The sequence below is a fragment of the Arthrobacter russicus genome (assembly GCF_031454135.1).
Classification (GTDB): Bacteria; Actinomycetota; Actinomycetes; order Actinomycetales; family Micrococcaceae; genus Renibacterium; species Renibacterium russicum.
In genome coordinates, this window is the sequence record NZ_JAVDQF010000001.1 from 1,932,439 (window position 1) to 1,956,974 (window position 24,536).

Genomic DNA, 24,536 nt, shown 5'->3' on the forward strand with positions numbered 1-24,536 from the left:
CCGACGACGGCCGGGTTCCAGCATGTGGGCAACCTCGCCGCCGGCGGCGTCTGCGGATAGCATCGGAGGCATGCCATCCGAGGAATCAACGCTGAGTTATGCCGACGGCCGCCTGCTCCGCAACGGCGCCGAACACCGGCTGCTGGGCGGTGCGATCCATTACTTCCGGGTGCACCCCGCCCAATGGGGTGATCGGCTGGACCGGCTGAAAGCCATGGGCGCCAACACCTTGGACACCTACGTCGCCTGGAATTTCCACCAGCGCCGCGAAACAGACCGGCCGGATTTCGATGGCTGGCGGGATCTGGTCCGGTTCATCGAGCTGGCCGGCGGGCGCGGTCTGGATGTGCTGGTCCGTCCTGGTCCGTACATCTGCGCGGAATGGGACAACGCCGGGTTCCCGGCCTGGCTCACTGGCAGGCCCGGCGTCGGCCTGCGCAGCATGGAATCCGAGTACCGCCGCGCGGTGACCGAATGGTTCGACGTGCTACTGCCCTTGCTGACTCCCCTGCAGGCCAACCAAGGCGGACCGATCGTCGCTTTCCAGGCGGAGAACGAGTACGGCAGCTACGGCGACGATCCGGAGTATGTCGCCTGGACCAGACAAGTCCTGCTGGAGCACGGCGTCACCGAGCTGATCTTCAGCGCCGACGGCGGCAACGACTTCTACCTCGACGGCGGGGCTCTGGACCCGGCGGCGAATCCGACGATGCTCGCCACCGGGACGTTGGGCAGCCGGGGCGCCGAGGCAATCGAGACCTGGCACCGCCGTCGGCCCGGCGAGCATTTCATCGCTGCGGAATTCTGGAATGGTTGGTTCGACCACTGGGGTGAGGAACACCATCGGCGCGAGGCAGCCGAAGCGGCCGCCGAAGTCGAACAGATCCTCGACGGCGGCGGTTCCGTATGCCTCTACATGGCCCACGGAGGCACCAACTTCGGGCTCAGCTCAGGCGCCAATTTCGACGGCGGGCTGCAACCCACGACAACGAGTTACGACTCGGATGCACCGATTGCCGAGGACGGCGCACTGACCGGGAAGTTCCACGCGATGCGGGCGCTTTTCGGCCGGTTCACCGAACTTCCCGAGCTCGGCAGTTTGGCGGAGCCGGAACCGGTGTTGCCCGCACAGACACTTCCGCTGACCCCCGGCCTCGAGTTGCTCTCCGCCTTGCGGAAACCGGCCGGAGTGGCCAGCAAGACCCCGTTGGGCTTCGAGGAGTTGAACTGCCCGGACGGACTGGTGCTCTACCGTGCGCAGCCGATTCTGCCGCGCGGCGGGTACCAGCTGCGGGTCGACGGCCTGCATGACCGCGGCATCGTCTACATCGACGGCGAACGGGTAGGCGTCTTCGAAGCCACCGCGCACGAGCCGTTGCAGTTGCAGGGTTCCGGTGAGCGCGCAGTCGTCGAAATCCTGGTGGAGAACCAGGGCCGGATCAACTACGGGCATTTGCTGGGCCAAGGCAAGGGCATCCGCGGCCTGCTGATCAATCAGCGGCTGAGCTTCGGCTGGACGCAGATTCCATTGCCGTTGCCGGATTTCAGTGCCGAGCAGTTGCAGCAGTTCAGCGTCGCGACCGAGCGCTCCGTGGCGGAACCGGGTTTCTTTTCGGCACATCTGCAACTCGTCGAACCACGCGACACCCACCTGGCGCTGCCCGGCTTCGGCAAGGGCTTCGTCTGGGTCAACGGCTTCCTGCTCGGCCGCTACTGGGCTCGGGGTCCGCAGCGAACGCTCTACGTTCCGGCGGGGTTGCTGCAAACCGGCGAAAATCTGTTCACCGTGCTCGAACTCGAGCACGGTGGCGACGCCATCGAGTTCCGCGAGCGCGCCGACCTCGGATAGCACCGTCGAGTGGCCAGCTCTGCAGGCTTCGGATCCATTTTGGCCTGCAGATCTGGCCACTCGGCAGGGTGATTCCGGGTTTACCAGCGGACTTTGCGTTCCCGCTTGCCCTGCTTGCCGCTAACGTGCGTCGGCTTGTGTCCGCGGGTCAGACCCGGCACGCCGGGTTGCCCGGCTTGCGCCTGCTTGCGCGCCAGGGATTCCCTGGCGGCATCGCTGAGCTTGGACTCCACTGCGGGTGCGAAGCGGATTTCAGGTTGGTTTTGGCCGGTTTCCTGATGTTCAAAGGGGGGCATGGTTGCTCCTTAACAAGTTCTGGAGGCTCGCTGAGGGGACGCCGAAAGCGTCGGTTCAGTGGAAGTGCGGAACAGCATTGCTCGGAGGCGGAGCCTCAACGAGCCTGGGGTGGTCTGGTTGGCGAGTGGGCCAGAATCAGCCGTAAATTAATGTTCCCATGCATCCAGAATACACATCAGCGGCCGCGTTTGCCCGCCAGGGCGGCAAGTTTGTCGGAACTGAACTTGCTGAGCAAAACCATCGCTTTGTACTTGAGCGAGGGGATGCTCACGGATTTCCGGCCGGCCGAATCTTTGAGCCCTTCGCGGACCACTTGATCGGCATCAAGCCACATCCACGATGCGATTCCGGCCGTGGAGGCGTCCATGCGCTGATGGAATTCGGTGTGCACGAAGCCCGGGCACACCGCGGTCACCGAAACCCCGCGATCGGCATACTGCACATTGGCCCAGCGGCTGAAACTGATCAACCAGGATTTGCAGGCGCCGTAAGTGCCGCGCGGAATGAAGCCGGCGACGCTGGCCACATTGATGATCCGGCCGTGCCGGCGCGCCAGCATGCCGGGGAGCGCCGCGTGCATCAACGCCATCGGCGTCTTCACGTGCACCTGCAAGTGGTCGAACTCATCGGCCAGGTCATTCTGCTCGAAGGACTTGACCAGCCCGAATCCGGCATTGTTGATCAAGATGCTCACCGGTGCTGCGGCGTCGGCCAACCGCTCAGCCACTGCGTTGATCCCGGGTTCGGTCAACAAATCGGCCGAGATGGTCTCCACCTCGATGCCGTACTCCTGCCGCAACCGGGCCGCTTTGGCGTCCAGTTTGCCCTGGTCGCGGGCCACCAGCACCAAATCGGTGTGCGTCTGGGCCAGTTGCTGCGCGAATTCCGCACCCAGGCCTGCGGTAGCTCCGGTGATCAGGGCACGTTCCGTCATGAGACCATGCTACGCAACTATGCTGGAGAAGCCCGATGACCCGTGCCGAAGCAGTAGCGAACAGATTGGCGAGTGGACCAGATTGAGTAGCGAACCGGCCAGCGAACAGATCCGAATTTCCGAAGTGGACGAACACGGCACCGCGGTCGAAGCCGCTGAGCTCGAAGCAGAACTCAGCGCCGGCAACCGGGTCAATCCCTGGTTGGTTGCCCTCTGGGTGCTTGGTGCGGCATCGGTGGGATTGTTCGTCCTGGCCTTGCTCGGCGCTGCTTTCAGCTATCCGGCGAGTTACAGCGCCGACTACCCGAATGCGCCGTATTTGGAACGTCCCTGGTACGCCGCCTTGGCGCCGTTCTCCTGGATGTTCCTGATCATGGCTTTCCTGACCGTGCTGTGCAGCCTGATCCTGCATGCGGTGTTCTGGGACCGCCGCCGCTGAGCCGGTTCGACGATCGCGGCAGGTCTGCGGATCGGGATGAGCCTCGCAGCGCCAAGCTCAGACCGAGGTCTGAGCTTGGGGCAACCGGGATTCCGCCCCGGGGCCGATGCCCGGCGGCAGGTGCGGAAAATAGTCTGGAAGCATGAAGAAAAACCTGACGATCATCGCCCTCGCCGCAGCAACTGCGGTTTCCCTCAGTGCTTGCGGCACACTCGGAAACACGTACGACAAACGGGAGACGAAGACCTTCAGCAACGGAGCAGCCGGCAAGGCCGACGGCGCGTTGCCGAGCTGGGTGCCGGACGGAGCCACGGACATCAAGATGATGTTCCGGACCACTGGCGCCGAACGGATCATGGTGTTGAAGAACGGATCACCGCTGCCCACTACCTGCACCGCGGTGCCGGCCGGCCAGAAGCCGGTTTCCGGCGAAGATCCGGACAACGCGTACCCGGCCAAAGATTTCTCGAACGGCCCCGCCACGCTCAGCGCGGACTGGTGGCCCAGCGGCACCGAACAGAAAGCCAGCAGCGTCTGCGGTCGCTGGTGGGTCACCATCGACGGCGATAAGACTTACGCCTATGCTCCGGAAACCACCCAGATCGTTCAGGAAGTCCAGAAGGAACAGAAGAAGTAGTGCCGCAGCCCGGTCGGCTGAATCGACGGAGTGCCGTCGATTCAGCCGACCGGCCCCAATCAGTCCGGCTTTTTGGCCCCGGAACCATCGGGGTCAGCGACCGGTAGCACCGGCAGCTCCGAAGTGGCGAACCGTTCCGTGAACTGTGCTTCCACCGCTTCTGCGACTTGGTCGTGCAATTGGTCGGCCAAATGCTCCTCGTAATGTTCCTGCACCGAATCCTGCAATTGATCGTTCACCTGCTCGGAAACCTGCTCCGTGACGTGCGCCGTCATCTGCTCCCGCGCCAGCCGCCGCTGCGCCCTGAGCACCGCGGTGTGTTCCAGGTGGAAGGCCTTCGCGGTCGCGACGCACATCAGGATGATCACCACGCTGAACGGCAATGCGGTGAGGATCGCCGCGGTTTGGATCGCTTGCAATCCGTTCGCCATCAGGAGCGCGATCGCCACCGCCGCCGCGGAGAGCGCCCAGAAAACCCGCAACCAATTCCGCGGCTCGGTATCCCCGCCAGTGGAAATCATGCCCATCACCAAGGCCCCGGAATCTGCTGAGGTGATGAAGAAGATCGCAATCAGCATCACTGCGCCGATCACCAGCACGGTGCCCCCGGGCAAACCGCCGAGCAGGTTGAACAGCGCCCCTTCGGTATCCACCGAACCGTCCTCGCCGACCAGTCCGCCCTGGCCGAAGATCTGCCGGTAGAGCGCCGATCCGCCCATCACGGAGAACCAGAGGAAGCCCATCGCGGTGGGCACCAGGAGGACGCCTGCGACGAACTCCCGCACACTCCGGCCTTTGGAAATCCGGGCGATGAAGATCCCGACGAAGGGCGCCCAGGAGATCCACCACCCCCAGTAGAACGTGGTCCAGGCCGCTTGCCAGGCTTCGCCTTCGGCGCCGGAAAAGGCCAAGGTGTTGAAGGTCAGCCCGATCACGTTCTGCAAATAGTTGCCGATCGACTGCACGAATTCGCGCAGCAGGAACAGCGTCGGACCGGTGAACAGGACGAAGAGCATCAGCACCCCGGCGAGCACCAGATTGGTGTTGGAAAGCCACTTCATGCCTTTGCCCACGCCGGAGACCACCGAAACGATGGTGAGCGTGATGATGCACAAGATCAGGCCGATCTGGGTCATCTGGGTGGCTTGCAGGATGTTCGCCTTGTCCAGACCGGCGGAGATCTGCAAGACGCCCAGCCCCAATGAGGTGGCTACCCCGAAGAGCGTGCCGACCAGCGCGACCACATCGATCAGGTTCCCCCAACCGCCGGCGACGCGTTTGCTGCCGAGCAGCGGCTCCAGCGTCCAGCGGATCGAAATCGGCCGCCGTTTGCGGTGCACCGCATAGGCGATCGAAACGCCGACGACGACGTAAATCGCCCAGGCGTGCAGCCCCCAGTGCAAGTACGTCTGGGTCATTGCCTGCTGCGCCAACTGGATCGGGTTCCCCTCGACCCCGGGCCGCGGCGAGGCGAAGTGGTTGAGCGGCTCGGCGACCCCGAAGAACACCAGGCCGATGCCCATCCCCGCGGCGAAGAGCAGCGCGAACCAGGACATCAGCGAGAATTCCGGCTTGTCCTCGTCTTTGCCCAGCTTGATGTCGCCGTAACGGCTGAGCCCGATCCAGAGCGCGAAAACCACGAACATCGCGATCGCCGCGACGTAGTACCAACCGAACCACTTGATCACATTGCTTTGGATCAGGCTGAATACTTCGGTGGCGCTGGCCGGGAAAATGGTGGCGTAGAGCACGAAGGCCACGATGAGCGCGGCGGCCGGCCAGAATACCCAACGGGCAATCGGCAGATGACGGTGTTTTTTGCTCGGCCCGCCTTTCCCGGAGGCGGGCTTCGTCGGGTCTAACTTCGGCTGGCTGATTGTTGGTTTGCCTTCGACGGCAGACATGGCGTTCAGTCGCTCCTCATGCGCGTTTTCGCGCTCAGACGATTGCGGTCATTCCGGCCGGCCCGCGCCTGTGGAGGCAGCGCCAGCACAGAATTGTGTTCTTGAAATTCCCTCCCGCTCGCCGTTCCAACAGCGCTTGAAGGTTATTCCATTTTACATAGCTAACTTCCAGGGAAGGATTCGCGGTATTTCCGGGACCGCCGACGGAGCGCTTTCCGGCCGTGGTTTCGACCAATTCGATGCCGTGCCCGGCGGCTGCGGATATGATCTGTAACCATGGCCCAAGACACCGCCGATGCAGATTCCCCGAGCGCTGGAGCCGGGCCGAAAGCCCGGTCGAGATTGCATCCGACCGCGTTGCTCATCGCCCTCGCCATCGCGGCCCTCTATGTGCTCAGCTTGGTGTTGCAGGCCAATAGCGGCATCACCAGGAATGCCACCGAATACGTAGACCCCGGTGAAGGAAACGCATTGGTGTACCTGCAATTCACCGGAATCGACACCGAACGGCGGGTCGCTACTTTCAATGTGTCCGCGATCCAGAATCCCGATGTTGATGCGGCCAGACAGGTCGATCGGGCACTGACCCTCCAAATCGATCCAGTTCAGGGATCCGGCCGCTTCACGATTCCCGCTGGACAGACCATGGCGAACGAACAATTGCGGGTGGAGCTGGACGGAGATGCGAAGCTCTGGCCCCTCGACCGCTACAGCCAAACGATTGCCATTTCGGCGACCAGCAGCACCGGAAACGTGAATACACCACTGAAGGTACAACTTCAGGTCCTGGGCTATAGCCCGGGGTGGAAACTGGCCAATGATGCTGCAGACTTCAAGGAACTGGACCGGCTCGACCAGGTTTTCTTGGGCCAGGTGGACTCCAACACATCGGTGAGCACCATCGCCTTGGCCCGCTCCGGGAGCATTCTGCTGCTGAGCATCCTGTTGGTCCTGGTGATGGTCTCACTGCCGGTGATGGCCCTCTTCGTAGCGCTCCGGGTCCGGTCCGGGAGGCAGAAATTCCAGCCGCCGTTCACCGCCTGGTTCAGCGCCATGCTCTTCGCGATCATCCCGATCCGTTCCTTCCTGCCCGGGAATCCGCCGACCGGAGCCTGGGTGGACACCGCAGTGACCGTCTGGGCGGTGATCGGGCTGATCGTGGCATTGCTCATCTACATCCGGGCCTGGATGCTCACCGAACGATGAGCATCCGGCACGCGCTCATCGATACCGTCCTGGGCGAGATCACGCTGGTCGCTGCAGCGGACGCCTTGACCGGACTGTACTTCGAGGGCCACTGGACGCTGCCGGCCGAGCCGGCATTCGGATCCCGGATGGACGCCGCCCAGGATCCGGTCTTGGGCCCAGCCCAGCACCAACTCGACGAGTATCTGGCCGGGCAGCGGACCAGCTTCGATCTGCCCTTGGCCACCCAGGGCACCGAATTGGAAACGAAAGTCTGGGCGCTGCTCCGCGAATTGCCTTTCGGCAGCACCACGAATTACGGGCAATTGGCCGAGCAACTCGGCAACAAGCAGCTCGCCCAGGCAGTGGGCCGGGCCGTCGGCCACAACCCGATTTCGATCTTCATCGGCTGCCACCGGGTGATCGGCAGCGACGGCAGCCTCACCGGATACGCCGGCGGTCTGGCCCGGAAACAAGCGCTCCTGGAATTGGAAAATCCCGAAATCGCGGCCGGCCGGCTGTTCTGAAGCTTCTCCGGCCAGCTCTTGCGCCCGGAAAACCCCGGCTATAGGATGAAACAACTTTAGATGGTCTGTATCATCTACTGACCGGTAATACACCGACACGGACGAAGACGTCACGTCGTTAGGAGTACCTCATGGCTAGCAGCAGCACCGGAACTGAATCAAACGTTCGCGAGGACATCGCCCGGAAGCTCTTGGAGTCCTCGGCGACGCTCTCTTACGATCCGGCGCAGGAAGTCGATTGGGAGACCCCGCTGGATACCGATTTCCACGGCACCAGCCCGGAATGGAGCACCCTGTACCGCACGTCCTACTGGGACGAGATGACTCCGGAGCAGCAGCGCGCGCTCACCCGGCAGGAGGCCGCCTCGGTCGCGAGCACCGGAATCTGGTTCGAAATGATCCTGCAACAGATGATCCTCCGGGATTTCTACGCGAAAGACCCGACGGATGCCGCCTTCCAATGGGCGCTCACCGAGATCGCCGATGAATGCCGGCATTCGATCATGTTCGCCCGCGGCGCCGAAAAGCTGAAGGCTCCGGCCTACCACCCCCGGCGCGTCGTCGTCGAACTCGGCCGGGTTTTCAAGACCGTCGCGTTCGGCGAAGCCGCCTATGCGGCGATCCTGGTGGCCGAAGAAGTCCTCGATGTGATGCAACGCGACTGGATGCGCGACGACCGGGTGGTGCCATTCGTCCGGACGATCAACAACATCCACGTCGTCGAAGAGTCGCGGCACATGAAGTTCGCCCGGGAAGAAACCCTGGAGCGGCTGGAGGGCTCCAGCTGGCTCCGCCGGCAGATCAACGCGCTGGTGATTTCGATCGCCTCATACGCCATCGTCACCAGCATGGTCAGCCACAAGGTCTACGCCAATGCCGGCCTGGACACCAAACGCGCGGTGCGGGAAGCGAAGGCCAACGAGCATTACAAGTCGATGATGCGTTCGAGCTGCTCCGGACTGATGGAATTCCTCAGCTCGGCCGGTTTGCTGACCAAGGCCTCGACCTTCGTCTACAAACGCGCGAACCTGATCTGAGCCCCGGACGATGGCTTTCGCGATCACCCAGAATTGCTGCAACGACGCGTCCTGCATTGCGGCTTGCCCGGTGAACTGCATCCACCCGACTCCCGACGAGCCGGATTTCGGCAAGACCGACATGCTCTACATCGATCCGAAGAGCTGCATCGACTGCGGAGCCTGCGTCGACGCCTGCCCGGTCGACGCGATATTCCCGGTGGAGAGCTTGCTGAGCGGACCGAAAAAGCCGTATCCGGAGATCAATGCCGGCTATTTCGAAGCCAAGCCGCCCGCCGAAGCAAGCGATCCGGCACCGAATTTCCACACCTGGAATCCGCCGGTCTTCAAGCGGAGCATCCCGAGCGATTTCCCGATGCTGGACGTCGCAGTGGTGGGCACCGGCCCAGCGGGAATGTATGCGGTGGAAGATCTGCTGCTGCATACCAGTGCGCGGGTCACCTTGATCGACCGACTGCCGCTCGCCGGCGGGTTGATCCGCTACGGAGTGGCCCCGGACCATCCGGATACGAAAAAGATCGGCGAGACCTTTTCCCGTTTCTACAGCCATCCGAGGCTCCGGATGCGCTTGGGCGTCCAGATCGGCCGCGATCTCAGCGCCGCCGAACTGGCCGCGCAGCACGATGCGGTGATCTACGCGGTCGGTGCCTCCTCGGCCAAAGAGCTGGGCGTCCCCGGCGAGGACCTGCCGGGGAGCATCGCGGCGACCGACGTCGTCGCTTGGTACAACGGCCATCCCGAGGCATCGGCGACAGCCATCGACTTGTCCGGCGAGCGCATCGTCATGGTCGGCAACGGCAATGTCGCGTTGGATGTTGCCCGCGTGCTGAGCACTGATCCGGGCCGGCTGGAAAGCACCTCGATTTCGAGGTCCGCCCTGACCGGGCTGCGTTCGAGCACAGTCCGTGAAGTGCTGATTCTGGGCCGTCGCGGACCGGCCGAAGCCGCCTACACGTCGACCGAGTTGATCGCGCTCACCGAGCACGAGGACATCGACTTGGTCGTGGACGCCGCCGACCCTCGGGTCGCGGAGGAGATTGCCGCGGCGACCGGAGGCAAGGCGGCATTGCTGCGCGGCGTCCGGCAGGAACGGATCGACTTCGCCGCCGCACCGGCCGTTGGCAAACGCCGGATCGTGCTCAAATTCCACTCGGAGTCCCGGCAGATCCTCGGCCGGGAACGGGTCGAAGGGGTGGTGGTCAGCGAAGCTTCGGGCACTCGGGAGGTCCGCGCCGGGCAGGCCATCCGGGCCATCGGCTACCACGGGGTTCCGGTCCCCGGCTTGCCTTTCGACGCGTCTTCCGGCACCATTCCGAACGCCGGCGGCCGGATCACCGGCATGCCGGGCAACTATGCCGTGGGCTGGATCAAACGCGGGCCTTCCGGCGGCATCGGCGCCAACAAGACCTGTGTCCAGGAAACCATCGGCGCCTTGATCGAAGACGTGGTCTCGGGTGCCCTTCCGGTCCGCTCGCGCAGGTCCTCGATGCTGGCCGGGCTGCTGCCGCGGCTTCAGCGCTGAACCGCTGGCCCATTTTCCACACCTGGAAATGGAGCAGGAATGCTCCAGCCCAGTTTCCAGGGGCGGAAGCGGGGCTGGAATCAGTTCATCTGCTCCAGCTCATGGGCCAGCTCCGTGAGTTCCGCACCGCCGGCCATTTGGGCGGTGAGCTCAGCCACCGTGATGTCCTTCTTGGCGTAGTAGCCGATCGATTTGCCCCGCTTGAGCAACAAGAAGCGGTCCCCCACCGGGAAAGCGTGGTGCGGGTTGTGCGTGATGAACACGACGCCGAGCCCACGGTCCCGGGCCTGCAGGATGTAGCGCAGCACCACACCCGATTGCTTCACGCCGAGCGCCGCCGTCGGCTCGTCCAGAATCAGCACTTTGGCTCCGAAATGCACCGCGCGGGCGATCGCGACGCACTGCCGCTCACCGCCGGAAAGCTGACCGATCGGCTGGTCCACATCGCGCAGGTCGATGCCCATCGCAGCCAGCTCGCGCTGGGCGGTCTGTTTCATCAGAGCCACGTCGAGGCGGCGGAACGGCCCCCGGCCAACGGTCAGCTCGGAGCCCAGGAAGAAGTTCCGCCACACCGACATCAAGGGCACCACCGCCAAGTCCTGGTAGACCGTCGCGATGCCCACGTCGAGCGCTTCGCGCGGCGAACCGAAATGCCGTTCGGCCCCCATCACCCGCATGGTGCCGTCGTCGTGCCCGTGCAGCCCGGCCAGGATCTTGATCAGGCTGGACTTCCCGGCGCCGTTGTCGCCGAGCACACAGGTGACCCGGCCATTGTCCACCGCCATGGTGATGTCGCTCAGCGCGATGATGTTCCCGTACCGTTTGCCGACGCCGTCGAGCGCAATCAGGTGCGCATCGGCGTCGCTGAGCTGGTCGGTTGATTTCTCTGCCATGCCGTCGCTCCCTTATTTCCGTTCCGCGCGTCGCCTGACCACCAGGTTGACCAAGGTGGCGAGCAGCAGCATGAGGCCGAGGAAGAACTTGAACCAATCCGGGTTCCATTGCGCATACACGATGCCCTTGTTCGCCATGCCGAAGATGAAGGCGCCGATCGCCCCGCCGATCGCTGAGCCGTAGCCGCCGGTGAGCAGGCATCCGCCGATCACGGCAGCAATGATGTAGAGGAATTCATTTCCCACTCCCTCGCCGGATTGCACCGCGCCGAAGGCGAAAAGGTTGTGCATGCCCAGGATCCAGCCGCAGAATCCGACCCCCATGAACAAGCCGATCTTGGTCTTGGCCACGGGTACACCCACCGCCCGGGCCGCCGCCGCGTCGCCGCCGACCGCGAAAATCCAGTTGCCGACCCTGGTTCGCAGCAGGATCCAGGACGCCACGGCGACGAGTGCGATCCAGAAGAACACCGTGATCTGCACCTCGACTCCGGCAATCGGAACCGTCGCCGCGAAAATCGATTTGGCCAGGGCGAAGCCGTCCATGTCCGAGATCCCGGGCGAGGCGACCGAACCGCCGACCAGCCGGGTCAGCCCGAGGTTCAAGCCGGTGAGCATCAAGAAGGTCGCCAGGGTGACGATGAAGCTGGGCAGTTTGGTTTTGGTGAGGATCCAGCCGTTGAGCATCCCGATGCCCAAGGAGACCAGCAAAGCCAGGCCGACGCCGACCCAGACGTTGAACACGAAGAACCAGCTGAACAGCGAGGCGGTCAGCGCGGAGGAAATCACCGCGACACCGGTCGAGAGGTCGAATTCGCCGCCGATCATGAGCAGGGACACGCCGACCGCCATGATCCCGATGGTCGAGGCTCCGTACAGCACCGTGGCGAAGGACGCCGGTTGCAGGAATACCGGGGCCACCGCCGCGAAGAACAGGAACACCACGATGGCGCCCACCACGGAGCCGATCTCCGGCCGGCCCAAGAACTGCTGCAATCCGTTGCGCGGACGCACCCGCTCGTCTGCGGCGTTTGCCAGGGCGCTCATCGGATCCCCTCCTGGGCGAATTTCAGCACCGCATCGACATTGCCCTGGTCCACGATGGCCGGCCCGGTGAGCACCGGCTGGCCGCCGCCCATTTCGAAGCCGCCACGCAACTGCTGCCAGAAGTACTCGACGGCCAGGTACCCCTGCAACCAAGGCTGCTGATCGACGGTGAAAATGATCTTCCCGTCCTTGATCTGTTGCGCCAGATCCGCATTGAGGTCGAAGGAGGCGATTTTGGCCTTGGATCCGGTGGCCTGCACGGCGCGCAGCGCGGTCAGCGTATACGGCGCACCCAAACCGATGACCGCGTCCGCCTCAGCCGTGGCTTGGAGTTTCGAGGTGATGGTCGACGAAACCTGGGTCATGTCCGAACCTTGCACATACAGGATCTCGGTAGCCGGGATCTTGGCCTTGACCCCGGCGCAGCGTTCCTCCAGGCCGACGTTGCCCTGTTCGTGGATCACGCAGATCGGCCGGGCGTAACCGCCGTCGAGCAGCTTCTGGCCGACGGCTTCGCCGGCGATCCGGTCATCGGCACCGAAGAAGGCCCGGGCGCCGAGTTCCTTGGCCGAGGCCGCCCCGGCATTGATCGCGACCACCGGGATGTTCGCCGCCTTGGCGTTGGCCAGCACGGTCTTCATGGCGTCCGGCTTGGCCAGGGTGACCGCGATCCCGGAGACCTTCTGGTCGATCGCCTGCTGCACCAACTGGGCCTGGCCGGCGCCTTCGGGCTGCGCGGTGTAGAGCAAGTTGATGTTGTCCTTGGCCGCGGCTTCCTCGGCACCCCGACGGACGATGTCCCAGAAGGTGTCTCCCGGAGCAGAGTGCGAAATCACCGCGACGGTGATCCTCGGGGTGGTCACTCCGGAACCGGCGCCCCCGCCGGAATTGGGTTGCGGGCGGCCGCCGGTTGCGGAACAGCCAGCCAGCAAGATGCCGACCACGACCGCCAGCACCAACGCAACCGGCACCCGTGGCCGCCGGTTGCGGCCCACTCGGACCGTGACTCTTTCTGCCTGCACGACTTGCTCCTTCGGTCGTCGTCGGAGGGACCGCACCGAAGGACCCTGCACTGCGGATGCCGCCCCCGGCCCGGACTTGTTCCTGACGACCATCCTGGTGACAAAAGTCACAACTGTCAATAGAATGTCCTGACATACTGACATTATTACCATTTACCCACAGCTTCAGGAGACCCCATGCTCGTCGGCGTCATCGGATTGGGCCGGATCGGCTTGATGCATGCACAAAACCTGCTCGCCTCGCCCGGCGCCACCGAGCTGCTGCTCGCCGATGCGGTAGCCGAAACGGCGCAGCGGGCAGCCGCCCGATTGCGCGGCGGCACCCCGCTGCACCTGGACCAGCTGTTCGATTCCGCGCCGGAGGCCCTGGTGATTGCGGCGGCGACCAGCGCGCATCGGGAACTCATCGAGCGTGCGGTTTCGGCCGGGATTCCGGTTTTCTGCGAGAAACCGGTAGCCGCCAGCTCGGCCGAAGCGCTCGAGTTGGTCGCCTTCACCGAAGCGAACCAGGGGATTGTGCAGATCGGCCACCAACGCAGGTTCGACGCCGGCTACCGCGCCGCGAAAGCCGAGCTCGGCTCCGGAAAGCTCGGCTGGCTGCATTCGATCCGGGCGGTCACCGCGGACGCCCGTCCCCCGGCGCTGGAGTTCCTCGCCGGCTCGGGCGGCATCTTCCGGGACTGCAGCGTGCACGATTTCGACATCATCCGCTGGCTCACCGGGCAGGACGTCGTGGAGGTCTATGCCCGCGGCTCGAACCGGGGCGACCCCGGAATCGGCGAGGCCGGCGATGTGGACACCGGGGCCGCACTGCTGACCCTGACGGACGGGACCTTGGCCACTGTGGTCGCCACCAGGTACAACGGCGCCGGACACGACGTCCGGATGGAACTGCAGGGCAGTGCGGGCAGCGTCTGCGTAGGACTGGACGAACAGGCCGCCCTGCACTCGGCCGAACCCGGGGTGGCGTTCCCCACCGGCGTTCCGCATCCGAGCTTCATGGAACGCTTTGCCGCCGCCTACCGCAGCCAGCTGGACCACTTCCTCGCACTGGCCAGGGGCGAGGCGGAAAATCCCTGCCCGCTGGCCGAATCGGCAGCGGCTTCCCGAGTGGCCGACGCCGCCCAGGAGTCGTTGGAGCGCGGCGTCGCGGTACGGCTGTGACCGGCATCCCGTTCGGAAAACCGAAACGGCGGTGGTCCAGTGTCCGTTCGGACGTCGGACCACCGCCGTCGGGCGGTACTGCTTGCTACTTTTTGAGAATCTCGGTTCCGTACGCCGGGAAGTTCGGGCTTCCCCAGCCAGTCGCCTTGTCGTAGCCGGCGGTCACCGCATACGAGCTCGGCTTGCCGACGATGCTGTTGCTCCCCGAGGTGACGTCGTGGAAGGCCGACGGATTGTTCGCCGCGGCCTTGTAGATCGCCGGATTCAGATTGCCGAACTGCACGCTGCCGCCGCCCTGGTTGGCGACCAGGGCCAGGAACGCCGCGTTGAGCGGTGCCGCCGCACTGGTACCGGTGAACGACGTCCACGCCGCCTTGTTGGTGTCTTTGCCATTGCCGTCGTAGACCTCGGTGTACCCCGAGTACTGGTATTCGGCAGCAGCTGACGAGATGTCCGGCACCTGGCGTTTCTGCGAAGTGTTCACACCGGTTCCGGTCTGCCAGGTCGGCCGGGCGAAGAAGGTGGAAACGCCGCCCCCGCTGGCACCGCGCCAGGTGTCGCCGGATTTCACGTAGTCGTTCCAGACCGCTTCGCTCGACCAAGCACCGGTGCTCGAGTCGATGTAGAGCCGGGTGCCGCCGACGCCGGTCACGTTCGGGTCGGAGGACGGCGAATCAACGGTCAATGCGGAGTCGCTGTTGTTGGGCCAGTCGTCCGAAGCCCCGTGATCGCCGGAGGCCGAGAAGATCGTCTGGCCTTGGGCCGCGGCTTGCTTGAAGATGTTCGACAACGACGTCGCGTGGCTCTTGGTGATCTGGTTTTCCGGATTGCCCCAGCTCGAAGAAATGATCGAAGCTTTGTTGTCGGTGACGATTTGGTTGTAGAGATCGATGTCGGCCGAGTCGGTGTTCGGTGCCTGGTAGTCCAAAACCGTGGCTTTCGGCGCGATCGCATGCAGCACCTGGATGTCCAGATCGACTTCGCCTTCACCTTCGTCGTAGCCCTGCGGGCCGTCGTCGACATTGATGTCCTGCACTGCCGAGGTGGCCAAGTTGTACTGCTGGTCGTAGACATCGGCATGGCTCGAGCGGTGGCCGGAGAATTCGACCAGCGCGATGGTCTGCCCAGCCCCCTGGGCGCCGTTGGCGATCGAGGCGGTGTTGTAGCCGCTATTGAGCTCCTTGGGCGTGAACCCGCCCTTGACTCCGGTGCCCTGGTCCGTAGCACCCTTGGCTCCGACGGCGGAGGGAGCTTGCTTCGCGGCATCGGCTTCCGGCGCAGCAGGAGCCTGGCGCGAGGCCGGGCGCAAGATCTTGCCCTCGTCGGTCAGGCCGCCGACGTCGGTGATCAGTCCGGCCAGGGCCTGCGGAACCTTGACTTCGCTGTCCGCGCCGGTGAAGTCGGCCCCGGTCACTGAGTCCCGGTACTGCGAAAGGCTGGTCTTGAAGAGGTCTTGGAGCTGCGCGACGCTGCCCGACGCCGAAACGTAACGGTTCCCCGCACCGACGCGGTCAACCGACAGCCCCTTCGCGGTGAGTGCGCTGGACACTGCAGAGACCTCGGCCGGAGTCGGGGCGAAGCGGGCCGCATACTCTGCCGAAGTCAAGAAATGGCGGTACTGCGGGGAAGCCGGATCGTTGACGTTCGCCAGGAAAGCATCCAGCCCGGCCGCATTGTGCGGCGCCAGGGAAACGGTGATCTTCCGTTGCTGCTGGGCCGGCGCGGAATCCAGCCGCTGCGCATGGCCGAGCCGGGGCGAAGTGGATCCGGCAATGCCCTGCACCGAGTCCGGGGAAGCAGGAATAGCTGCAACGGCCGTTCCGGTGAAGGCCAGGACCAAAGCCGGAACGGCCAGGCCCGCCACTACCGAGCTCCGGGTGCGAGCTCCAATTTTTTTCACGATGTTTTCAACTTTCGGGAAAGAAGTGTTGCTTTGACTCCCGAAAGCTCTCACCGGATTCTGACCGTTCTCTGGATGTTTGCCAACAGTTGGTCGGAAACCGCAAAAAAAGTTGCTCAAGGCAGCCACTTATCCGCGATTCTTACTCCAGATGACAACACCCCGGACCCGAAAAGCGCCGGCTGCTTCGTGGTACGAAGCAGCCGGCGCTTAGCCGGCGATCCGGAGATCGGCTACTTGATGCCCACCGCCTTGACCGCGTTGGCCACCTGCGTGCAGTTGGCCGCCGTCGTGCCGGCGACATTGTTGGCGACATTGTTCTGGCAAGCCGTGTTCAAGGCCTTGCCCAAGGTCGCGTAGGTCGCATTGGAGGTCAGCAGCACCTGGGCTGACCAGTACAGCTGCGCCGCCTTGGCGATGCCGATTCCGCTGACCGTCTGGCCGTTGAAGGTCTGGCCGTCGGTGATCAGGAAGGCGAGCTTGTTGCCCACGCCGCTATTGGAGTGGACTCCGCCTTGGTCATTGGCATCGCTCGGATTGGCGGTGGACTTCCAATTGCTGCCCTTGTAGATCGACGGATCGCCGTAGGAACCCGGGCTCTTCATGTCGCGGATGACGCCCAGGCTGCTGCCTTCGCCGATCTTCCAGCGGTTGGCCGCAGTGTCGTCGGAGCTGCCATTGCTGAGGTCGATGAATTCGCCGAAGACGTCGGACATCGATTCGTTGATCGCGCCCGACTCTGCCGCATAAACCAAACCGTTGGTCGCCTCGGTCACGCCGTGGGTGAGTTCGTGGCCGGTGACGTCGTCAGTGGTCACCCCCTGGCCGTAGGTCATCTGGCCGTTGTACCAGAACGCGTTCGCGAACGGGCACTGGGTGCCGTTCTGGCTGTCCTTGACACAGATCCGCACAACTGCGCGCATCGCCTTGCCCAGGCCGTCGCCCTCGTCATTGCCGATCAACGAGGTCAAATCGCTGGCCTTGGTGTTCGCCGCGTAGAAGGACGACGTGTCATTGAGGAAGTTGTACACCGAATTCACATCGGCCACCGACGATGCGGCCTGACCTTCGATGCGGGTTGGCTTATTGGCCTGGGTCTTGCCGCACTTGAGCATCGCGTCGGCATTGCTGGCGTCGAGATCGACGATCTTCGAGTTCGCATCGCAGACGACCCGGTTGATGTCCTTGCGGTCGGTCCGGTCGTCCAGGATGGCGCCGCCGTTGGCAGCCACCGTGAGCACCCGGGACTCCGCGAAGCCGGTGCTGAACTTGAACTGGTAGGCCGGAACGGCAACCGAGGACTTTGCAGCCTTGCCGACCAGTACGCCGTCGAACCAAATCGCCTTCTGGTCGTTCAAAGTGACTGCAGCGGCGTCTTTGCCGACTGAAGCCACGCGGGTCGCGGTGGCCAGAGCAGCGGCCTGGCCGGCAGCCGGATCGACCGGGAAGCTACCCTTGGAGCCTCGGGTGACCGAACCGATGGCCGAAGTGATGGCCCCCTGCCCGTCGAGCAGCTGGGTCAGCGACGAGCCCAGCACCGGAACTCCGGCGATGTTCTGCGTGAAGCGTTTGATCGAGTTGGTCGAAGCCGCGTCGAGCGTGAATTCGCTGCCCGGTGCGCTGGCGAACAGGTCCTTGAGGCCGGTCGCCAGAGTGCTGGCCTGCGAGCTGCGACCGAGCGCGCTCTGCGCTGGCCGGTATGCGGACTTGAAGATGATCTGCTCGACGTTCCCCTGGCTGCTGAGTTCAGTGATCACGTTGGCTGGATCGATGCTGCCTGCCGAAGGGTCAGCGGCTTGAGCGACACCTGCGAACTGCGTTGTACACAGGAGGCCCACAGCTAAAGCTATGCCGGTTGCGGCGTAGATTTTTCTCATAAACTTTATTCCTAAGTTGGTTAAAGGATCAGTTGAGGAAAATAGCTAATTTCGCATAGTCGAACACAGCGGAAATCCGCAATATGGAAATTATTGCGGATTTCGCTTTCTGTGAATCAACTATGTATGAAGTGTGCTGTGGCTGTACTTCGGGGTCAAGAACCGTGGCAGAACTGCCAGGAAACTACCAGCTTCGGGACTTCGGACCCGGACCTGCCGGACGAACTGGACAATCCATCCAGACATCCGTTGAAATTGCGTCCCAGTGACCTCAGGTACTCAGTGGGACGGAACCGCTTTGTCCCACCCAGTAGACCGACTCAGTGGGACCGGGCCGACCGCAAAATGCCCGGCAAACCAAAAGCTCCGGTTCAGCATGCTGAACCGGAGCTTCGACTGGTGGGCCCTGAGGGGCTCGAACCCTCGACCCACGGATTAAAAGTCCGATGCTCTACCATCTGAGCTAAAGGCCCCGACCAGTCCGCAACCAGACGCTCCGGTGATCCGAAAGGTCTGACGCAAATGGACGTTAATACCTTACCCCACACCCCGCCGTCGTCGACAATCGGGATCGCCGGAAGCCTTTCGCCGGTGCGCCGGCCGAAGCACCTCCTCGACCCGGCCAGCGCACAGGAGTATCGTCAAATCATGAGCGACGACGCCCCGCGACCACACAAGCCGGTACCCATGGCGCCGATCGACTTCGCGGCCTTTGCCGGCGGAGCAGATCCGGCCAGGGTTTCCGAAGCCGCGCATTTGGCCGCACACGCTCTGGTCAACCATGGCCGGGCGAGCGACGATCCGGAGATCACCGCCCGGCTGGTCAGCCTGGCGGATCAGCAGGGCTTGGAGGTCATCGCCGAGTTGTGGGCGGAAAGCCCTGCCCGCTCCCTGCCCGGGGCGCTCTGGCGGCTCTACGCGCTGCGCGCCGCCACGCAACGCGATCCGGAACGGATTGCGGTCTATTTCCAGCAGGGCAAAGACACTGCCCAGGTATCGCACGTCGTCGCCGGCGTCGCCGAACCGCCTGGCGCCGAAGAGCTCAAAACCATGACCGACGCGATTCTTTCCGGCGCCTTCGACGGTGAGTTCGATGTCGCCTTGGAACGCACCGCCGCTTTCTGCCGGGTGATCGCGTTGGGCCAGAGCAGGGTCGCGGATGACCGGGAGTTCAGCAACGAGGAGCACGCCAGCAAGCTGACGCACAGTGCGCAGCGCTTGGTGAAAACCGCTGAAGACCTGGAACACGCGGCCGGTGCTTGGCGGCGCGGCGAGCTCGACTGAATTCACCCCGCGGCCGCGGCGCGGCGCCGCGTCCGCGTTGACAGGGCCGGGCGGAAGCGGGAGACTGATGGTGGTGTCGAACCGTGGAACCCCCGGGCTCCATTTTTTAGCCGCTTCGAGCGGCCTTACGCCGAGAGGCGCTCCCGGTTCGGCACCATTTACTTGCCCGCTCCAGCTCGGCCGGCCAAGCAACCGGAGGTAGCCCGGGAAACCCATCGCCGCGCCAGCGAGTAGGATGTTTTCAGTGCGGGCCGCGATCATCAGCTGCCCGGCAACCGCAGCAGCAGAGAAACGGCAAGGAACCTAGGTGAAGTTACGCCTCTTTCCGCAAGAACGTGCTGGGCTGAACATCCTCTCGCAGATGGCTCAGCAGCTGGTTCTCGGCGTGCACACGCTTTCCGAGATCTTCGGCGCACCGTTGAAGGAGTATCCCGCACTGGCGGCACTGATCCGGGAGCGGGAAGCCGAGTCCACGGATCTGCACTATGCGCTGCTCACCCAGATTCGCACCAGCTTCATCCATCCGCTGCCGCGCGAAGACATGTACGCGCTCTCCAGAATTCTCAATGAGGCGATGGAGAAGCTCGATGCGGCTGCCGAACTCCTGATCCTTTACAAAATCGACCGGGTGCCCAAACGCTCCTCCGAGCAGCTCGAAGTGATTGCCCGGCAGGCCGAGCTCACGGTCAACGCAATGCGCTCCTTGGACGATTTGGACGGTCTCGAGGATTACTGGTTGGAAATGCTCCGGCTGGCCAAGCGGGCGGAACGGACGCATCGGGCCTATCTGGCCGAGCTGCTCGGCGACAACCAGCCGGCCAACTACACGCGCTACCGAGATTTCGCCGACCATTTGGTGGCGATCACCAAAGACTTCCGACTATTGGCGACCAGAGTGGGCAGCATCATCGTCAAGGAGTCGTGAGCCCGGCCATGATTTCGATCGCTTTCCTGGTGCTGATCTGTTTGCTGGCTGCAGGCTTCTCCGCCCTGAACGGCCTCCGGGACGTCGCCTCTACGGTCGCCGTGGCGGTGCGCACCCGGGCACTCACCCCGACGATCGCCGTCGTACTGGCCGCGTTCTTCAACCTTCTGGGCGCCACACTCAGTGCCGGCTTCGCCCTGACCCTGCACGAACAGCTGTTCGTGCTGCGTCCCGGGGCCGAAGGGCTGTCGATGATCCTGGCCGCGCTGATCGCGGCCCTGATCTGGGGAATCCAGCAATGGTGGATCGGCTACCCGTCCTCATCGACCCACGCCCTGCTCGGCGGCATCGCCGGCGCCGCCGGTGCCGCGATGATCAAGGGCGCCCCGGGATTGGCCGGGCTGGATTCGACCCTGATCGCCTTGGTGGTGTTGCCTCTGCTGATCTCGCCGGTGATCGCCTTCGCGGTCTCCTATTTGCTGGTGTTCCCGATTGCCTGGTTCTACCGTTATGCGCAACCGAGCAATATCAACCGTCGGTTCCGGCGTGCGCAGGCCGTCGCCGCCGGCTCGGTGGCCTTCGGGCACGGGCTGCAGGACGGTTCCCGGATCGTCGCACTGCTGCTCTTCGCCCTCACCGCAGCAGGCTTCGGCGACCTGGACCAGTTGGTCTGGTGGCTCACCGCGGGCGTGGGGGTGTTCCTGACGCTGGGCACCTTGGCCGGGGGTTGGCGGATCGGCTACACTCTCTCCGACCGCTTGGTGAAGGTAGACCCGATGCGCGGCTTCGTGGCCCAGACGGTCAGTGCGGTCATGCTGCTGATCGGCAGCATCGGCCTGCATCTGCCCTTGGCGACCACGCAGCTGACCACTGCGAGCATCATCGGCGCCGGAATGAACCAGCGCTTTTCCGTGGCGAACGCGCGGCTCGTGGGCAAGATCGGCTTCGCCTGGTTCGCCACCCCGGTGGTCTGCGCAGCGATCGCCGGGGTGCTCTACCTGGCACTTTCCCCTCTGCTGTAGCGGGGAGGGGAGTTCGCGAGCGCGACACGATGGGAGGGCCCCACTCTCTATCCGAAGCGGCCTGAGACGTAATCCTCGGTGGCTTTGACCGTCGGGTTGTTGAAGATCGTGGTGGTCTCCGCATACTCGATCAGTTTGCCGGGCTTTCCGGTGCCGGCGATATTGAAGAACGCCGTCCGGTCCGAGACGCGTGCCGCCTGCTGCATGTTGTGCGTCACGATCACCACGGTGAAGTCTTCTTTGAGCTCGTTGATGAGGTCTTCGACAGCCAGCGTGGAAATCGGGTCAAGAGCCGAACAAGGCTCGTCCATGAGCAGCACTTCCGGCTCCACCGCGATCGCCCGGGCGATGCAGAGCCGCTGCTGCTGGCCACCGGAAAGCCCCATGCCCGGCTTCTCCAAACGGTCCTTGACCTCGTTCCAGAGGTTGGCGCCCTTGAGCGACTTCTCGACCAGCTCCGCGCCTTCGGACTTGGAGAGCCGCTTGTTGTTCAAACGCACTCCGGCAAGCACATTTTCCCGAATCGACATGGTGGGGAACGGGTTCGGCCGCTGGAAAACCATCCCGATCTGCCGGCGGACCGTGACCGGGTCCACGCCGACGCCGTACAGGTCGTCGCCGTCGACCAGTACCTGGCCTTTCACGTGCGCACCGGGAATTACTTCGTGCATCCGGTTCAGGGTGCGCAGGAAGGTCGATTTGCCGCAGCCCGAAGGGCCGATGAACGCGGTGACGGAGCGGGGCGCAATATCCATCGAGACGTCTTCCACCGCGAGGAAATCCCCGTAGAAGACGTTGAGGTCTTTGACCGAAACACTTTTGGACATGGTTTCCTTCCGCCGTTACCGGCTTGACTTCGGAGCGAACAGCATCGCGATCAGGCGTGCTACAAGATTGAGGATGACCACCAGGATCACCAGCAGGAGCGCAGCGCCCCAGCCTTGGTCGAGCGAGACCTGCGGGTCCGGCCCCGGGAATTTGTATCCGGTATAGGCCGCTGTGGCCAGGCTGGACATCGGCCCGTCGAACGGGTTCGAGTTGAAATTGTTGGTGAAGCTGGCCGCGATGAAGATCGGCGCGGTTTCGCCGATCACCCGGGCGATCGCCAAGGTGATGCCGGTGACGATGCCGGCGATCGCGGTCGGGATGACGACCTTGAGGATGGTGACCACTTTGGTCACGCCCAAGGCATAAGAAGCTTCACGCAGATCATTGGGCACCAGCCGGAGCATTTCTTCGCTGGAGCGCACCACGATCGGGATCATCAAAACCGAAAGCGCGACCGCGGCGGAGAGGCCGCTGAACGCCTTGGGCCCGAAGACCAGGGTGAACAGCGAGAACGCGAACAGACCGGCCACGATCGACGGGATGCCGGTCATCACATCCACCAGGAAGGTCACGGTGCGGCGGAGCCACTGGTTGGGCTGCGCGTATTCGACCAGGTAGATCGAGGTCAGCAACCCGATCGGAATGGAGAACAACGCGGCAAGACCGGTGATTTCCAGGGTGCCGACCACTGATTGCAGCACGCCCGCAGAGGTCACCAGTTCGAGCGTCTCCGGATCGATCGTGCTGTCCCCGCCGGAGGTCGTGATGAAGTTCCAATTGAGCACCTTGACGCCATTGGAAATCACCGTCCAGAGCAGCGAGACCAATGGCGTCAAGGCGATCAGGAAGAACACCACGATCAGGCCGCGGACAAAACGGTCCATCGCCTTGCGCCGATTCTCCACCGCGATGGACAGCACCGAAATCGCGATCAGGTACACGATTGCGGTAAGCACGATCAGACCCACCAGGCTGAACCCGATCAAGCCCAATACTGCTGCCGCCACCACGAGCGAGCCGAGCACCGTGTAGATGTTGATGAACCGGGGCAGTTGTCCGCTGGTCAGCCGGTTCCGGGTATTGCTCCGGGGCGCATCGGCCAAAGTGCTCATTTGCCAGCTCCTTCGGAGTTGCCGGGCTTCCCGTGCAGATCAGGGCGTTTCGCATGCACGTGGCCGTGATCGCCGTCGGGGTGGATCAACGCCACCGGAGACTCCTCGGCGGCATCTGCGCTGAGCGCATCAGCCGCAACCGCGTCTTCCTTCTTCGCCTTGGGCTTGCGGTTCACGATCATCCGGGCCAGGAAGTTCACCGCGAAGGAGATCACGAACAAGACCAAGCCGGTGCCGATCAGGGCCGAGCGGCCCAGGTCTTCGGCGATCGGGAAGTTGAGCGCGATGTTCGCCGCGACGGTCTGCGGGTTCTGCCCCTCGGTGACCACGAAGAAGGAAACGATCACCGCTGGCGAGAGGATCATCGCAATGGCCATGGTCTCGCCGAGCGCCCGGCCCAAGCCCAGCAGGATCGCGCTGACCATGCCGGAACGGGCATAGGGGAAGACCGCGAGCCGGATCATCTCCCAGCGCGTGGAGCCCAGAGCCAGTGCGGCTTCTTCATGGAGCTTGGGGGTCTGCAGGAAGATTTCCCGGGAAATCGAAGTGATGATCGGCAAGATCATCACGGCCAGTACGACGGCGGCGGTGAAGATCGATGATCCGGTGGTGGTCACTTCGCCGCCGAAGAACGGAATCCAGCCCAGATTCGCGTTGAGCCATTGTTGCAGCGGGAGCAGGAAATCGCGCATCACGAAAATGCCCCAGAGGCCGAAGACCACCGAGGGCACCGCGGCCAGCAGGTCGACGATGTAGCCGAGCGCGTTCGCGAGTTTGCGCGGGCTGTAGTGCGAGATGAACAAGGCGATCCCGATGGCCACCGGGGTAGCCAGGATCAGCGCGATCAGCGAAGCCCACACCGTGCCGAAGGCGAGCGGGCCGACATAGGACCAGAAGTTCGCGAAGCCGGCCGTGAAGTCCTTGTCCAGGCTCGGGTTGTCGGTCCAGCTCGCGGTGATCGCCGGGAGCGCACGGACGATGAGGAAGATCGCGACGCCGGCCAGGATGACCATGATCGAGACGGCGGCGACGGTGGAAAGGGATTTGAAGATCCGGTCAGCCGGACGGGCCTTCGTGGCCGCTGACCCCCCGGTGCTGGCTACGGTTGACGTGCTCACATCATGCTTTCTT

22 protein-coding genes and 1 tRNA gene are annotated in these 24,536 nt (G+C 63.8%); 11 read left to right on the top strand and 12 right to left on the bottom strand.

Translation table 11 applies throughout. The annotated features are described in order from the left end of the window. The first annotated feature begins 70 nt into the window (after nucleotides 1-70). Nucleotides 71-1,849 carry a glycoside hydrolase family 35 protein gene (locus JOE69_RS09015; RefSeq protein WP_309797968.1) on the top strand — a complete coding sequence of 593 codons (1,779 nt, stop codon included), beginning with the start codon at nucleotides 71-73 and terminating at the stop codon, nucleotides 1,847-1,849. 80 nt (nucleotides 1,850-1,929) lie between these two features. Here the strand turns inward: JOE69_RS09015 and JOE69_RS09020 are convergent, their stop codons facing one another. After that, nucleotides 1,930-2,145 carry a hypothetical protein gene (locus JOE69_RS09020; RefSeq protein WP_309797971.1) on the bottom strand — a complete coding sequence of 72 codons (216 nt, stop codon included), beginning with the start codon at nucleotides 2,143-2,145 and terminating at the stop codon, nucleotides 1,930-1,932. A 176-nt stretch (nucleotides 2,146-2,321) separates the two neighbouring features. Further along, nucleotides 2,322-3,080 carry an SDR family NAD(P)-dependent oxidoreductase gene (locus JOE69_RS09025; protein ID WP_309797973.1) on the bottom strand — a complete coding sequence of 253 codons (759 nt, stop codon included), beginning with the start codon at nucleotides 3,078-3,080 and terminating at the stop codon, nucleotides 2,322-2,324. A gap of 82 nt (nucleotides 3,081-3,162) precedes the next feature. Here JOE69_RS09025 and JOE69_RS09030 point away from each other — a divergent pair, with 82 nt between their 5' ends. Then, nucleotides 3,163-3,519, top strand: coding sequence for a hypothetical protein (locus tag JOE69_RS09030; protein ID WP_296362785.1), 357 nt, complete (start codon nucleotides 3,163-3,165; stop codon nucleotides 3,517-3,519). A gap of 142 nt (nucleotides 3,520-3,661) precedes the next feature. After that, the gene (locus JOE69_RS09035) at nucleotides 3,662-4,156 is read left to right on the top strand and encodes a hypothetical protein (protein ID WP_309797975.1); all 495 of its coding nucleotides are present in this window, start codon (nucleotides 3,662-3,664) and stop codon (nucleotides 4,154-4,156) included. 59 nt (nucleotides 4,157-4,215) lie between these two features. On the opposite strand, the gene JOE69_RS09040 is transcribed toward JOE69_RS09035, so the two are convergent. Next, the gene (locus tag JOE69_RS09040; RefSeq protein WP_309797977.1) at nucleotides 4,216-6,060 is read right to left on the bottom strand and encodes a BCCT family transporter; all 1,845 of its coding nucleotides are present in this window, start codon (nucleotides 6,058-6,060) and stop codon (nucleotides 4,216-4,218) included. Between the two features lie 276 nt (nucleotides 6,061-6,336). Here JOE69_RS09040 and JOE69_RS09045 point away from each other — a divergent pair, with 276 nt between their 5' ends. From JOE69_RS09045 to JOE69_RS09060, 4 genes are all read left to right on the top strand, one after another. Beyond that, nucleotides 6,337-7,266: a DUF8686 domain-containing protein gene (locus tag JOE69_RS09045; RefSeq protein WP_309797980.1), complete on the top strand. Its 930-nt coding sequence runs from the start codon at nucleotides 6,337-6,339 to the stop codon at nucleotides 7,264-7,266. Then, a complete protein-coding gene (locus JOE69_RS09050) occupies nucleotides 7,263-7,772 on the top strand; it encodes a methylated-DNA--[protein]-cysteine S-methyltransferase (protein WP_309797982.1) in 510 nt (169 codons plus the stop codon). Before JOE69_RS09045 ends, JOE69_RS09050 begins: the two co-directional genes overlap by 4 nt. 131 nt (nucleotides 7,773-7,903) lie before the next feature. Continuing rightward, nucleotides 7,904-8,809, top strand: a complete 906-nt coding sequence (locus JOE69_RS09055) for an AurF N-oxygenase family protein (RefSeq protein ID WP_296362778.1) — start codon at nucleotides 7,904-7,906, stop codon at nucleotides 8,807-8,809. Between the two features lie 10 nt (nucleotides 8,810-8,819). After that, nucleotides 8,820-10,331 (top strand): FAD-dependent oxidoreductase, encoded by a 1,512-nt coding sequence (locus JOE69_RS09060; protein WP_309797986.1) that lies wholly within the window; start codon nucleotides 8,820-8,822, stop codon nucleotides 10,329-10,331. A gap of 80 nt (nucleotides 10,332-10,411) precedes the next feature. Here the strand turns inward: JOE69_RS09060 and JOE69_RS09065 are convergent, their stop codons facing one another. The 3 genes from JOE69_RS09065 to JOE69_RS09075 are packed head-to-tail and all read right to left on the bottom strand — an operon-like array spanning nucleotide 10,412 to nucleotide 13,293. Further along, nucleotides 10,412-11,224 (bottom strand): ATP-binding cassette domain-containing protein, encoded by an 813-nt coding sequence (locus JOE69_RS09065; protein WP_309797988.1) that lies wholly within the window; start codon nucleotides 11,222-11,224, stop codon nucleotides 10,412-10,414. Between the two features lie 12 nt (nucleotides 11,225-11,236). Further along, nucleotides 11,237-12,271: an ABC transporter permease gene (locus JOE69_RS09070; RefSeq protein WP_309797990.1), complete on the bottom strand. Its 1,035-nt coding sequence runs from the start codon at nucleotides 12,269-12,271 to the stop codon at nucleotides 11,237-11,239. Then, nucleotides 12,268-13,293 (bottom strand): substrate-binding domain-containing protein, encoded by a 1,026-nt coding sequence (locus JOE69_RS09075; RefSeq protein WP_374709691.1) that lies wholly within the window; start codon nucleotides 13,291-13,293, stop codon nucleotides 12,268-12,270. The genes JOE69_RS09070 and JOE69_RS09075 overlap by 4 nt, the downstream gene beginning before the upstream one ends. Before the next feature lie 177 nt (nucleotides 13,294-13,470). On the opposite strand from JOE69_RS09075, the gene JOE69_RS09080 reads away from it, so the two are divergent. Further along, on the top strand, nucleotides 13,471-14,457 hold the full coding sequence (locus JOE69_RS09080) for a Gfo/Idh/MocA family protein (RefSeq protein ID WP_309797992.1): 987 nt from the start codon (nucleotides 13,471-13,473) through the stop codon (nucleotides 14,455-14,457). 85 nt (nucleotides 14,458-14,542) lie between these two features. Here JOE69_RS09080 and JOE69_RS09085 read toward each other — a convergent pair whose 3' ends face one another. The 3 genes from JOE69_RS09085 to JOE69_RS09095 all read right to left on the bottom strand — a co-directional run bounded on the left by JOE69_RS09085 (nucleotide 14,543) and on the right by JOE69_RS09095 (nucleotide 18,707). Beyond that, complete coding sequence (locus tag JOE69_RS09085) at nucleotides 14,543-16,357, bottom strand: S53 family peptidase (RefSeq protein ID WP_309797993.1); 1,815 nt, start codon at nucleotides 16,355-16,357, stop codon at nucleotides 14,543-14,545. A 233-nt stretch (nucleotides 16,358-16,590) separates the two neighbouring features. Next, a complete protein-coding gene (locus tag JOE69_RS09090) occupies nucleotides 16,591-18,114 on the bottom strand; it encodes a M4 family metallopeptidase (RefSeq protein ID WP_309797994.1) in 1,524 nt (507 codons plus the stop codon). Between the two features lie 517 nt (nucleotides 18,115-18,631). Then, a tRNA-Lys gene (locus JOE69_RS09095) sits at nucleotides 18,632-18,707 on the bottom strand. A gap of 175 nt (nucleotides 18,708-18,882) precedes the next feature. On the opposite strand from JOE69_RS09095, the gene JOE69_RS09100 reads away from it, so the two are divergent. The 3 genes from JOE69_RS09100 to JOE69_RS09110 all read left to right on the top strand — a co-directional run bounded on the left by JOE69_RS09100 (nucleotide 18,883) and on the right by JOE69_RS09110 (nucleotide 21,465). Further along, nucleotides 18,883-19,518 carry a hypothetical protein gene (locus tag JOE69_RS09100; RefSeq protein ID WP_309797996.1) on the top strand — a complete coding sequence of 212 codons (636 nt, stop codon included), beginning with the start codon at nucleotides 18,883-18,885 and terminating at the stop codon, nucleotides 19,516-19,518. Between the two features lie 307 nt (nucleotides 19,519-19,825). Next, complete coding sequence (locus JOE69_RS09105) at nucleotides 19,826-20,443, top strand: DUF47 domain-containing protein (RefSeq protein ID WP_309797998.1); 618 nt, start codon at nucleotides 19,826-19,828, stop codon at nucleotides 20,441-20,443. An 11-nt stretch (nucleotides 20,444-20,454) separates the two neighbouring features. After that, on the top strand, nucleotides 20,455-21,465 hold the full coding sequence (locus tag JOE69_RS09110) for an inorganic phosphate transporter (RefSeq protein ID WP_374709744.1): 1,011 nt from the start codon (nucleotides 20,455-20,457) through the stop codon (nucleotides 21,463-21,465). A 47-nt stretch (nucleotides 21,466-21,512) separates the two neighbouring features. Here JOE69_RS09110 and pstB read toward each other — a convergent pair whose 3' ends face one another. Genes pstB through pstC form a run of 3 tightly spaced genes read right to left on the bottom strand, consistent with a single transcriptional unit; the run spans nucleotide 21,513 to nucleotide 24,523 of the window. Beyond that, nucleotides 21,513-22,292: a phosphate ABC transporter ATP-binding protein PstB gene (gene pstB / locus JOE69_RS09115; RefSeq protein WP_296362764.1), complete on the bottom strand. Its 780-nt coding sequence runs from the start codon at nucleotides 22,290-22,292 to the stop codon at nucleotides 21,513-21,515. Nucleotides 22,293-22,307: 15 nt separating this feature from the next. After that, complete coding sequence (gene pstA, locus JOE69_RS09120) at nucleotides 22,308-23,405, bottom strand: phosphate ABC transporter permease PstA (protein WP_309798000.1); 1,098 nt, start codon at nucleotides 23,403-23,405, stop codon at nucleotides 22,308-22,310. After that, nucleotides 23,402-24,523 carry a phosphate ABC transporter permease subunit PstC gene (pstC, locus tag JOE69_RS09125; protein WP_296362760.1) on the bottom strand — a complete coding sequence of 374 codons (1,122 nt, stop codon included), beginning with the start codon at nucleotides 24,521-24,523 and terminating at the stop codon, nucleotides 23,402-23,404. Before pstC ends, pstA begins: the two co-directional genes overlap by 4 nt. Nucleotides 24,524-24,536 lie beyond the last annotated feature (13 nt).

Coding starts and splice junctions, on each gene's coding strand:
- JOE69_RS09015 (WP_309797968.1), top strand. CDS start 71: ATGCCATCCGAGGAATCAACGCTGAGTTATGCCGACGGCCGCCTGCTC.
- JOE69_RS09020 (WP_309797971.1), bottom strand. CDS start 2,145: ATGCCCCCCTTTGAACATCAGGAAACCGGCCAAAACCAACCTGAAATC.
- JOE69_RS09025 (WP_309797973.1), bottom strand. CDS start 3,080: ATGACGGAACGTGCCCTGATCACCGGAGCTACCGCAGGCCTGGGTGCG.
- JOE69_RS09035 (WP_309797975.1), top strand. CDS start 3,662: ATGAAGAAAAACCTGACGATCATCGCCCTCGCCGCAGCAACTGCGGTT.
- JOE69_RS09040 (WP_309797977.1), bottom strand. CDS start 6,060: ATGTCTGCCGTCGAAGGCAAACCAACAATCAGCCAGCCGAAGTTAGAC.
- JOE69_RS09045 (WP_309797980.1), top strand. CDS start 6,337: ATGGCCCAAGACACCGCCGATGCAGATTCCCCGAGCGCTGGAGCCGGG.
- JOE69_RS09050 (WP_309797982.1), top strand. CDS start 7,263: ATGAGCATCCGGCACGCGCTCATCGATACCGTCCTGGGCGAGATCACG.
- JOE69_RS09055 (WP_296362778.1), top strand. CDS start 7,904: ATGGCTAGCAGCAGCACCGGAACTGAATCAAACGTTCGCGAGGACATC.
- JOE69_RS09060 (WP_309797986.1), top strand. CDS start 8,820: ATGGCTTTCGCGATCACCCAGAATTGCTGCAACGACGCGTCCTGCATT.
- JOE69_RS09065 (WP_309797988.1), bottom strand. CDS start 11,224: ATGGCAGAGAAATCAACCGACCAGCTCAGCGACGCCGATGCGCACCTG.
- JOE69_RS09070 (WP_309797990.1), bottom strand. CDS start 12,271: ATGAGCGCCCTGGCAAACGCCGCAGACGAGCGGGTGCGTCCGCGCAAC.
- JOE69_RS09080 (WP_309797992.1), top strand. CDS start 13,471: ATGCTCGTCGGCGTCATCGGATTGGGCCGGATCGGCTTGATGCATGCA.
- JOE69_RS09100 (WP_309797996.1), top strand. CDS start 18,883: ATGAGCGACGACGCCCCGCGACCACACAAGCCGGTACCCATGGCGCCG.
- pstB (WP_296362764.1), bottom strand. CDS start 22,292: ATGTCCAAAAGTGTTTCGGTCAAAGACCTCAACGTCTTCTACGGGGAT.
- pstA (WP_309798000.1), bottom strand. CDS start 23,405: ATGAGCACTTTGGCCGATGCGCCCCGGAGCAATACCCGGAACCGGCTG.